This is a genomic window from Clostridium formicaceticum (genome assembly GCF_001854185.1).
GTDB classification, from domain to species: domain Bacteria; phylum Bacillota; class Clostridia; order Peptostreptococcales; family Natronincolaceae; genus Andreesenella; species Andreesenella formicacetica.
The window spans coordinates 1349955-1362268 of record NZ_CP017603.1 but is presented as its reverse complement, the minus strand read 5'-3'; the positions used below and the strand labels follow the sequence as shown (position 1 = coordinate 1362268).

Sequence of the window (12314 nt, the reverse complement as noted above, 5' to 3'; positions counted from 1 at the left end):
TTAATAAGCATTTTTATTCACAAAACCTTTAAAGACTGTGAGCAATAATATCTTTATGTCTAAAAACAAACTCCAGTTTTCTATATAATATAAATCGCACTCAATTCTTTTCTTGATAGATGTATCTCCTCGCCATCCATTGACTTGAGCCCATCCTGTAATACCTGGTCTCACTTGATGTTTAATCATATACTTTGGTATTTCTTCTTTGAACTTCTCCACAAAATACGGTCTTTCTGGTCTAGGCCCTACTAAACTCATATCTCCTTTTAATACATTAAATAACTGCGGTAATTCGTCAATACTTGTCTTTCTAATAAATGTCCCAAACTTTGTACGCCTAGGATCTTCTTTTGTTGTCCATTGTACTTTTTCTTCTTCCTCTTTTTGAACATGCATGGAACGAAATTTATACATATTAAAATTCTTTCGATTTAAACCTACTCTTTTTTGCTTAAATAACACAGGCCCAGGGGAAGTAAATTTAATCATTCCCACTGTTAACAACATAATAGGTGAAAAAATAACTAAAGCTATTAAAGATCCTATTACATCTATACACCTTTTTATCACCTTATAAATGACATGATCTAAGGGCACATGTCTAATATTAATAATTGGTAAGCCATCCACCTCTTCTACATAAGGCCGTGAAGGAATATATTTATAGTAGTCAGGGATAATTTGTGTTCTTACCCCACTTTTTTCACATATACCAATTACCCACTGAAGTTTTTCATATTCCTTTATATTTAATGTAACAAAAACTTCATCGATATCCTTCGTACTTAAATAATATTCCAAGTCATAATTCCTACCTATCACTTCTTTTTCTTTTACTTTATATCCTAGTTTTTTATTATCGTCTAATATACCTATAACGTTGTATCCCCATTGCTTATTTTTATCTATTCTTCTGAGCAACTCAACAGTTAACTCACTAAACCCAACAATCAAAACATGTTTTAAATTATATCCTTTTTTTCTAATTCTTCTTAAGATTAATCTAATGATAATTCTCTCTACTGTTGTTATGGAAATGCTGCATAATGCAAAAATAAAGAGAAGATATCTTGAATAGTGGATTTCTTTAAACAAAAAGAGAATTAATACTAAGATCAATAAGCCCATGATATTTGATTTTATTATATTGAATAACTCTTCAAAAACATTTTTAAAACGATAAGGGGTATATAGTCGAAAAAAACTATAAATAATAATATAAATTGGCATAATAATTAACACTGGTAATAGATACTCCCTTAGAGATAGATACCCTGAATCAACATATATCCACCCACTTCTAAATCTAATCCACCAAGCTAGCATTAAAGAAAACATTATAGATACAGCATCAAATATAATCAATAGTCTATTTAGTATCTTTTGGTTTTCCTTGATCATCATGTCCGCCCCTTTTTTTAAACAAGTTCACAACTGTTGAAATAGCCAGCTTTATTCCTATTCCCATGTACACTAAGCCTTTGACAAAGGCATTATACTTTTCATTATAGTGCTTCTTATAAAACAAGTACATAGCCCTATGAAATTCGTAGACAATTTTTACTTTCTTTTTTTTATTGCTAGCTCCTTTATAGTGGATAATCTTTGCTTCAGGATAATATATAATCTTCCATCCTGCTTTCTTTATTCTATAGCACCAATCAAGATCCTCGCCGTACATAAAAAAATCTTCATCCAACCCTCCCACTTCATCGATGACCCCTCTTCTTACCATCATAAATGCCCCTGTCACAGCATCTACTTGATTTACCTCTTGATCTGATAAGTAAGTCAAATCATATTGTCCGAATCTTTTAGAGTTAGGAAACAGCTTGTTTAGTTTCAATATATAGTACAAAGAGGCTTCTGGCGTAGGGAAGCCTCTTTTACAGGCATGATCTAATTGTCCATTTTTTAATATAACCTGACAGCCTAAAACGCCTATTTCTGGGTGGGCATCCAGATATGATAAAGACTTAGATAAGCAGTCCTCTAGTACAACGGTATCTGAATTAAGCAGTAAAATATATTTGCCTTCTGCCAGTGTGATGGCTAAGTTATTTGCTTTAGAAAAACCCAGGTTTTGATTATTTTCTATCAACTGGACCTGCGGAAATTCAGTCTTAATCATATCCACACTACCATCTGTAGAGGCATTATCCACTACAAATACTTCGTATATGAAATTATATTTTTTATCAAATATAGAATGTAATGTCTGCTTTGTTAGTTCTATTGTATTATAATTGACGATGATGATGGATAAGTCCACGGGAAAGTCTCCTCATTGTTTTTGTTGGGTTCTTTATTGGTTAAAAGCCTCTGTATTTTTTACTCATATTTAAAGTTAGTATTTAAATGACGTACTTATTGGATTAACATAGATTTCTATTTTCTTAGGTAGCAATGTTATCTCTAATGGTAAATTAGGGCCTTTTTCGCCATCGATATCTGATTCATAGAAACCTTCATATTTATCTAAACACTCTATCTTAAGATGTTTTTCCTTTAAATAAATTATATTTTCATTGCTCAGATGCTTTCCTTGTAAAATATCTATAAATAATTTTCCAATTTCATGTAAAGGTTTGGCTTTAACGATTAAAACATCAAACAATGAATCATCTAAAACAGCATTTGTACAAAGTTTTTCAAAACCGCCAGCACATTTTCCATTTAAAACTAACATTAAATATATATTATCTTCAATAGTCCTACTATCTGTTATAACTCGTACTGGAATTGGTCTTAAACTTGGAATTTGTTCAATACCTTTGATGTAATATCCTAACTTTCCTATTTTTTTCAGATCATTATTAATATTTTGGGAAACAGTTGCCATTAAACCAAACCCTAAGACATTTATAAAATATTTTTCATTTACCTTACCAACATCAACATGCTTGATTTTACCCTGCAAAATTATATCACAACATTCTTCTATCTTATTTATTGGCATTCCTATATTATTTGCAAAATCATTTGCTGTGCCAAAAGGTAGAATCCCCAAAGGAACATTTATATCTTTTTCTATCATAGCTGTTATTACTTCATTAATAGTTCCATCTCCTCCTGCTACTATAATAGAGTTATATGCTTGCGAATCTATATCGCTAAATCCACTTTTTTGTATATCTCCTTTTTCTAAACTCCTAAACATAGTTACTTGATTTCCACTTTGTTGAAACTTTTGCACAAAGTAATCTATGTGTTTTGGAAAACTCCTTTGTCCACTATTAGGATTATATATTAGTTTAACTTTCTTCATTTAAATATCACCCGCATAAATTTTCATGGTATGGTTTAAAATAGTTCTATAGACTTTTCATTAATAATTTGATATGTTCGTAGAAATCGATAATAAATCAATGAAAATAATATTGTATAGATATATCCGACAATAAGTAAATACTACACAAGCCTCATAGTATAAAGGAACATTATTTTCACAATAAAATCTAAACACACTCTAAAAGACCTCATATATCATAATTTGCAACAGCTCTTGATATCTTCATAAAACATACTTCTTTTTATTGTTTATTCCTTATCGTATCTATATGTTGCTCGATGACTGGTATTAAGTCATTTTCAATAATTTTATCAGAACTAGATAAATGCATTTTCGCTAAGTCTACTTTTTTTTGAACTATAGAAAAATCTTCTTGTTCACCCGTTTCAATGTTGTATAGTACCCTCTGACTAGAAAAATAATAATAGTCATCAGTAGCAAAGGAACCATCTCTAAATACAACAAAACCTTCTTCTGAATTTATTAAATCTTTGCCGAAAACCACATTTGCTTCTAGTCCTAATAAATTTAATACAGTTGGAAATACATCTATTAATCCTCCAGCAATTTCATAGTTCCCTTCAAAATTCTCATTAGGTATATTAATGATGAGAGGAATCTGCTGCAGTAATTCCCAACTCAATAGTCCACCATCTTGTATATCTAAAAATTCATATAGTTCATCTCGATGATTAGAAGGAATCCCTGGGTGATCACCGTATATTACCACTAAGGACTCTTCCCAAATACCGTTCTTTTTCAATTCTTCAATAAAATTCCCTAGCTGTTGATCTGCATAATGGATACTTTTAATATAATTTCCTAACAATGATCCTTCTAACTCACCTGTATAAAAATCTCCATATTTTTCTACATCGCTATATGGATGATGGCTCGTTAATGTAGATAGTAGAGCCATAAAAGGTTTTTCCATTTCCTTTAATTTATCCAATGACTGTCGATAAAAAGAAGCATCACTAAGCCCTAAACCTATATGTTCATCAAAAACATAATCTTCAAAACTAAAAAATCTATCTACTTGTAGACTATTATACATGCTAGATCTATTCCAAAAACTTGGCTTATACGCATGCATCATAGCTGTATACTTATAGTCTCTTTCCTTTAAAATAGCAGCTAGAGAATTATAGTCATTATGCGCATGTTTTACAAATACAGCACCATTAGCTATTGGATATAATGATGTGTTGGCCATGAATTCAGCATCAGAGGTATTACCTCCAGCAGTTTGCCCATAAATATTTGAGAAATACATATTCTCTTCCACTAGACGATTTAAGTTCGGCGTTATTTCTAAATCATTTATACTTCTATTAATAACAAACTTTTGTAACGATTCCACTTGTATAATTAACAAATTCTTGTTTTGAGCAAATCCCCATAACTTCTTAGCATCATCATTTGTTCTGTTTTTCTCTTCTAAAAACGCTGCAATTTCTTTTACTTCCTCCTCTAACAGAGGTTTATTTTGTGTCTTTTCAGTAATAAAGCTTTTCAAATCTAATATATGATAGTTAGGTATACCTATGCCTGTAGCTACATAGATTTTATCCCACACAGAGGCAAGTGCATTAGGATTGTTCTTATCAAAACTGTTAATAGTTAAAAAATTTGTAACAAATGTTATTATCAGTATACATAAAGTAATAACTATTTTTTCTTTTTTAGCCTGTACTACCTGAGGTTCCCTTTTTTTTCTTTTTAACTGAAAAGATACAAAAAAATAAATTGCTAGCAAAAGTAATATATCTATAAATAATATTAAATCTTTCATACTAGCTAAGTATTTTACACTATCTGCTACGTTGACTATTTGACTGCTGTACATTATCATCTTAAAGGAAAAAACATCGGCAAAATATCTAAAATAATATAGATTTGCTATAATATAAGTAGTAAATAGTATATTTATTATTAACAGCGATAAAAACTGCTTAGGCTGCGGTATAAAGATTGACCATGCAACCAAAGCAAGTATAAAGAGAAAATTTCCTATAAGCATCCTTGCATCTAAAAATTCATAAGAAATAACAGTATAGTTTAAATAGAACATTTTACAAAACAAACTAAGCGTAACTAACAGTATAACAAAGTATTGCTTTGATAAAATACTATATTTATCTTTATTATCATTTTTCAATATTTGTGTTTCCACTTTGTCACTTCCTTGTCTTTTAGCTTGTAAAAAGCTTCCTTAGCTTCATTCTTAATATTTTAGGATTTAACACCTTTGTTAGCATAGAATCAATATACTTTGACGCCACTTTTCTTTTTTTTTGATTTTTCTTTCTCTTGCTTAACAACATAGGAAAACTTTTTAAGACATCCAACTTAGCTTTTAAGTACATTTTCCATTTCCTATGTTTTATACAAAAATATAATAAAGTACCTATTTCTTGTAATATATAATGATGAAAATATTTCACTACTAGTAACGAAGGAAGGTTTTTTATCCTCACATACTCAGCATTTCTAATAGAATAATATACCGCAATATCACTCATTTCTCCAATTGTTGATCTAACCTTATGATATACTATTGCATCATGCACAAAATAGCACTTCCAACCAGCCAGTTGTGCTCTAAAGTTAAGATCAGTGTCTTCATGAATAAGAAAGAAGTCGTCGTCTAAAAAACCAATTTCTTCTATCATTTTTCTTCTATAGGCTACAGCCCCGCCACATGCTCCAAATACAAACTTACTCTCAGTATAGTTATCTGCACTCTCATTTTCGCCTATTTTAAAACCCCTAGCAGTAGTGGTACATCCGTCACCGGCGCTATCTATAGAATTTGTCCCATACTTAACCATCTTTGAGGCACATATGCCTATTTCAGGATGTTGCTCCATTGGGGCAATAAGATTACCTAACCACTCACTAGTAACCTCAGTGTCATTATTTAAAAGCACAATATAGTCTCCACCAGCATGTTTCAATCCCTCAATATTGCCTCCAGTAAAACCTTTATTTTCTTTTAGTATTATTAAATTTATTTTTTCTCTATATGCTTCGAGTAATTTTATAGAATGATCAGTAGAATTATTATCCACAACAATTATTTCAAAATGTTTATATTTTTGCTTAAATACACTATTTAAACAATCTAATAAAACCTTGGCGCCGTTATAATTTACAATAATTATAGATACTTTATATTTCATTATTGTCCCCTCTTATATTTAATTAGGCAGCTTTTGTATATGTTTCATTTTTCATTGGATAACTTAGAATTAAATACATCCACAAGCTGTCTACTAATCTTTTCCGCCTTAACACTCCATGAGTTTTCGCTGGTAAATATACCTGCCTGGAGGTTGTCTGCAAAAGGATTTGGTATATTTTCTAAATCAGATAATATATTATTTAATTCTCTATAGTCACTGTAGAGTTTAATATGATTTTCAAATTCCCTAGTTTCATTGCTACTAACAGCTATTACTTTTTTATTTTGACTTAAGTACTCATATAGTTTTACAGGGTTAATAGTATCTAAAAAATCATCTTTCTTAAAGGGATATAAACAAAAATCAAAACGATTTACTATGCATGCAAGCTCTTCCTTTTTTACTGGATCAAAATAATATATATTACTTTGATCCAGTTTAGGCATATTGTTTTTTCCTATTAATACAACATCAAATTTATCATTATGTCTTATAATTTGTTCAATAGCATTAAAATCAAACCAATGGTCAATAGTTCCAATATATCCAAACACAGTTTTACCTTGATTTTTTAATTCTTCTATATGGCTTGTAATGCTATTCTTTCTATTACTTATATTTGTTTTAAAATTAAAGCTATCAACACCATTTTTTATTAGAAAAACGCTATTGTTTTTTTCTTTTAACTGTTCAAAAAAAACATGGCACGTGGTAAATATTAACGAAGCTCTATCAATCAACTGTTTTTCATTTTTCCGAATCAGTCTTCGTAATAAAGGATTTCGTGTTAAATATGCATAATCATCCATTTTATCATATACAATAACTTTATCTTTTGTATTTCTAAATAACGCATAGTATACTGGACTGCCTAACCAAATAATATCACACTCTTGGCTCAACTGTTTTATTTGCCGCTCTTGGTAGAGGGTATTTAATCCTAATATGTCTAACACTTCGAAACTCTTAGGAAATCTAAATTTCCCACTAAATCTCCTAACGGTTAAATTATGATCTATAGGAAAATAATTTGGCTTATATAAATCTGACTTCCTTATCAGACAGTTTAGGTAACTGACCGATGGCTCTATATAGTACACTTCATGGTTTTTTGATAACTCTTCTGCTAAATGTTGTGGCCTTTGTTTTAAATCATTCCATAAAATTGGAGAAAAATATAGGATTTTCATGATAGGTATACTAATTTACCCCCTCCCTATAACTATGCGGTGTCCAATTCATATTCCATTTTTCTTCAAATATCTTCTTGTTTTTTTCGAATAGCTCCCTATATGTTTTATCTTGTAACTTACTGAAGGATGCACTTCCATAATGATGAATAAATATATCCTCTGCACATGCTACATAGTAGCCTTTCTCCTTTATTCTGTAGGAATAATCATCATCTTCAAACATTCCTATGCCAAAAGTTTCATCTAAGTAACCTACTTGCTCAAATACATCTCTTCTCATAGCTACACAAAACATAGCTAAAACCTCTATATTTCGATAAAGTGTATTGAAATTTTTTGATGTATAGTCTTCAGCAAAGTCATCCATATCTTTTATATTGGTGTATGGTACATTAATTTTTGCTTCATTTCCTATAGAATTCGTGACTGGTCCAATTAAGCCTAGTTGCTGCTCTCTATCTAAGTGCTTTATTAATCCCGATAGCCAGCCTCTAGTTACTACAGTATCATTGTTAAGTAGAATAATATAGTCTCCTTGAGCTTCTTTAATACCTACATTATTACCTTTTGCAAAACCATAATTTTCATCATTAAGAATTACTTTGATGTGTGAATAATTCTTATCTAATTCTTTTAGATATTCTGCAGTATCATCCTTTGATTGATTATCAACAATAATAATCTCATAGTTAGGATAGGAGGTCTTCTCTAATATACTATTGATACATTCTTTTGTATATTTTAAGTTATTATATGTGACAATTATAATACTGGCTAGTTTATGTGTTTTTTTAATGATCTTCTGAATGTCTTTGCATCTATTTTCCCAGTCTTGACTTCGTGCAAATTCTAATTTTTCTTCTAACGGTGCTAAATCATCTGAATTATTTAAACACTTCTCTATATATTGAGCAAACTTTTCATTGTCATTTGTTAGATAAACAAACTTGTTGCTAAAAGCCATAAGTTCAGGAATTTCTGTTGCTACAATCTTCTTCCCAGCACTTAAGTATTCATAAAACTTCACAGGATTTGTTGCTTTTATTAGATCTCTATCTGCCTTAAAGGGAATAATACAAACATCAAAGTTTTTAAGATATTCCGGTAGCTCTTTATATGGTTTTTCTCCTAAGAACTTTATGTTACTAAGTTTAGATGCTTCATTGACATTCGCATAACTATAATCTCCAATTAGTACAATCTCCCAATCCGGCCTGGTTTTTGCCAAATACTCTATTTTGCCCATGTCAAACCACTCTGCAATCGCTCCATAGTATCCGATAACTGGAGACTTACCTTCTGCCTTTTTGTTGCTTAACTTATGAGCTTTATTGAAATGGCTAAATTCGGTACCATTTCTTACTATATCAATTTCTTCTGTCTTAATCTTAGCTTTTTCATGTAAAAATTGTGATGTTGCTATAATTCGATCACTACTATCAAATAGTTTATCATTATATTCTACCAGAGTTATATTATTTGTATTGAATCCAGTAAAGTCATCTAAGTAGTCAAAAATAATCCTATAACCATATTTGTCTTTTAAATAGGTAGCTAAAGGTTGCCAGTTTGGGTATTCTACAAATATGACACTACTCTTAATACCATATTCAACAATAATACGATTAAGTTCATTAGCTATATGAGATAGGCGTTGGTCAAACGCAACGTCATATATTCTACTACCAAGATCATTCGGTAATGTAACAATTTTTAAATTACCACCTTTATCCTTAATGGCTAGATTCGAAGAAGTAAAATTTACATTAAAATAAAATACTCTATATCCTTGATTAGCCATATATGAAGCGATATGTTGGGGTCTTTGATATCTAAATTCCCAGTCTATAATGGAAAAGAATATAATATCGTATTTTGAACTATCTTTTGAAGCCAAGTGTGGTTTAAAAGTAATATTCCCACTGGCTTCGATATTTTGTTGTTTTATTAAAGGAGATGTGGACAGCGAATCTTCATGAGCAGTCTGGTTGCTTTCATTGTTTGTTGAAAGACGAAGGTTTTGCGCTTTTCTAAGTTTTTTTTTCTTAACATATTGGTAAACTTTATTAAGAGGCCATACATTATCTCTAATCCTATAGTATCTTGTAGCAAGCTTCCAAAACCCTGACATATATATCAAGTTCAATTGATTTTCTAATTTACTTATTTCCTGCTCTTTGTTTTGCATACTCGTGCTAAGTTCTCTATTTTTAGATTCTAAATTATTAATTTCGTTTTCTTTTATTTCTTTCTCATATCGTTCTATTTCTAATTGATTAATTACTTCATTAAGTTGACTAAGAATTTCTTGCATATCTTCTATTCTACTATCTAATCTTCCTTTAATTTTTTCTTTAGTTTCTACTACTTCACTAAACTGCTCTATAATCATGCCCTTCTGAGATATAGTATCTAAGTGACTACTAATAATGCTGTCCTTTAGTTCAATAATTTCAAGAAGTTCCTGATTTTTTTGATCTTTTAATTCTATATTCTCTAGATATATTTTAATGTCTGCATCCTTACTCTCTAATACTCTAAATAACTCTTCTATTTTATCTTCCTTGTCTTTAATATTCTGAATATATACTGTTATGTCCCTATCTTTCTGTTCAATTACCTTCAAGTGTTCTTCTATATTACCTTTATACCGCTTAACATCTTTTTCTAGCTGTCTATATTCAGTTTTAATGTTCTCTAAAATTTTTTCTTTTTCAACTAATTTTTTTCTTAACATCTCGATAGCTTTATGTTCCGTTGCTTTATATGCTTTAATAATAAATTGGTAAGTTGTATACTCTTCGTTATTCTTGAGGTATTCAATAATTTCACCAGGGAACTCCTTCAACTCAATATTGAACTCCGTATCCTCAGGCAGTATTCGCTTCCGATCTATGGATTCAATATAATATCCTATAGACTCAAAGAGATCCGTGATTGATTCTTTTGTGAAAAATCTCAGATGTGTGTTATCTAATAATCCTCTTTCCTTGTAGTTAAATTTACCTTTCAAAAGTTCAAGGACTACTGAACTATGCGTTATGTTAGGAATAGATGCTACTATATACCCATCTCTTTTCAAAAAACCTTTAATTTGTGAAAGTACCTCCCATGGGTTTTTTAAGTGTTCTAATACATCCGAAAATATAATAACATCAAATTGACATTTGTCCAATTCCTTTGATAAGTTTAACTCTTCTATGTTACCTACAATTACCTTTTTACAAAATTTTGCTGCTACCTTTGCAGCTTCCTGGTCTATCTCTATTCCCACTACATCGCAATTAAAGTGTTTTTCAAGTACTTCAGCCATATATCCTGTAGCACAGCCAATATCCAGTACATGTTTATTGTAACCTACTAATTTAGCAACTTTTGCAGCAGTGGTGTCGCTTTCCATATCTATCTTATAATTATACTTAAATTCATCCATTTACTTCACCATCCATTTATGTTTCAATAGAACTATCCCTTCAGCAAAATAATCATAGGATATAATATTGAAATGATTGCATTTCGACATATAATCTAATTTCCCCACGCCCTCTTCCTCAAAGAAACCAACATCAATGAAATAAGTGCCTGGCAACAAACTAATATTTTCATACTGGAGTTGGACTTCATTACATCCTATTTTAGGTATTATTTTTACTCCATCTAGTTTGGTATTTAATCCACAAACATAATATCCTTGACTGTCAAAAATAGCTACACCAGCCACAATACTCTCTAACGCTTTGTATGTCTCGTATTTAATGTTTATGATTAGATTTTTTCCATGTTTAAACTGCCCATTTTCGTTACAGTTCTCATCGTAAATTTTTGTGTCGACAATTCTTAATATTTCTTTAGATTCATCTTTGGGTTTATCACTATCTACAGCCTTGCCTTTGTTTTTAATATATCTTTCATACTCCTCGCAAACAAAGTTAACATCACCTTGTAGATTTATTTTTCCATTTTTAATCCAGACAGCATAGTCACATAGGTTCTTAACCGTATAGGTATCATGCGTAACAAATAAAATCGTTTTTTGTAGTTGCTTAAACTCTTTAATCTTATTAATACACTTAAGTTGAAAGTGTATATCTCCTACAGCTAACGCCTCATCTACAACTAATATATCTGGATTCACACTGATAGCAGCAGAAAAAGCAAGTCTTACATACATACCACTAGAATATGTTTTTAGTGGTTGATCAATAAATTCTTCCAACTCTGAGAACGCAATGATGTCACTCATTTTTTCATCTGTTTCTTGTCTTGTTAAACCCATAATTGAGCAATACATATAAATATTTTCTCTGCCTGTAAATTCAATATTAAAACCTGCCCCCAACTCAAGGATTGCAGCAATTTTTTCACTCGTTATAATCTTACCTTCAGAAGGAGAGATTATATTGCATATTAGCTTTAGTAAAGTGCTTTTTCCACTTCCGTTTTCGCCAATAATACCTACGGTTTTTCCCTTTGGGATATCTAGTGATATATCACTCAACGCCCAAAACTCCCTATGATACTTTTTGTTCTTAAGAAAAAATTCTTTTAGCCTATTTGTAGGCTTATCATATATTTTATAATATTTTGATAGATGTTTAATTTCTACTGCATACAAAGAAATCATCCTTTTCACTTAGT

Annotated in this window: 8 protein-coding genes; all 8 read right to left on the bottom strand. The window is 30.5% G+C overall.

The features are described from left to right. The 8 genes from BJL90_RS06295 to BJL90_RS06260 all read right to left on the bottom strand — a co-directional run bounded on the left by BJL90_RS06295 (nucleotide 1) and on the right by BJL90_RS06260 (nucleotide 12300). Nucleotides 1-1404: an undecaprenyl-phosphate glucose phosphotransferase gene (locus BJL90_RS06295; protein WP_070965471.1), complete on the bottom strand. Its 1404-nt coding sequence runs from the start codon at nucleotides 1402-1404 to the stop codon at nucleotides 1-3. Continuing rightward, nucleotides 1373-2275 (bottom strand): glycosyltransferase family 2 protein, encoded by a 903-nt coding sequence (locus BJL90_RS06290; protein WP_070965469.1) that lies wholly within the window; start codon nucleotides 2273-2275, stop codon nucleotides 1373-1375. The genes BJL90_RS06295 and BJL90_RS06290 overlap by 32 nt, the downstream gene beginning before the upstream one ends. 75 nt (nucleotides 2276-2350) lie before the next feature. After that, complete coding sequence (locus BJL90_RS06285) at nucleotides 2351-3271, bottom strand: YegS/Rv2252/BmrU family lipid kinase (protein WP_070965466.1); 921 nt, start codon at nucleotides 3269-3271, stop codon at nucleotides 2351-2353. Nucleotides 3272-3536: 265 nt separating this feature from the next. Beyond that, nucleotides 3537-5471, bottom strand: a complete 1935-nt coding sequence (locus BJL90_RS06280) for an LTA synthase family protein (RefSeq protein WP_070965463.1) — start codon at nucleotides 5469-5471, stop codon at nucleotides 3537-3539. Between the two features lie 19 nt (nucleotides 5472-5490). Continuing rightward, complete coding sequence (locus tag BJL90_RS06275; RefSeq protein WP_070965462.1) at nucleotides 5491-6480, bottom strand: glycosyltransferase family 2 protein; 990 nt, start codon at nucleotides 6478-6480, stop codon at nucleotides 5491-5493. Nucleotides 6481-6524: 44 nt separating this feature from the next. Further along, on the bottom strand, nucleotides 6525-7673 hold the full coding sequence (locus BJL90_RS06270) for a glycosyltransferase family protein (protein ID WP_070965459.1): 1149 nt from the start codon (nucleotides 7671-7673) through the stop codon (nucleotides 6525-6527). Between the two features lie 10 nt (nucleotides 7674-7683). Then, entirely contained in the window at nucleotides 7684-11109 is a 3426-nt protein-coding gene (locus BJL90_RS06265) for a glycosyltransferase (RefSeq protein WP_070965456.1), read from the bottom strand. After that, complete coding sequence (locus tag BJL90_RS06260) at nucleotides 11110-12300, bottom strand: ABC transporter ATP-binding protein (protein WP_070965453.1); 1191 nt, start codon at nucleotides 12298-12300, stop codon at nucleotides 11110-11112. It abuts the gene before it with no gap. Between the last annotated feature and the right edge of the window lie 14 nt (nucleotides 12301-12314).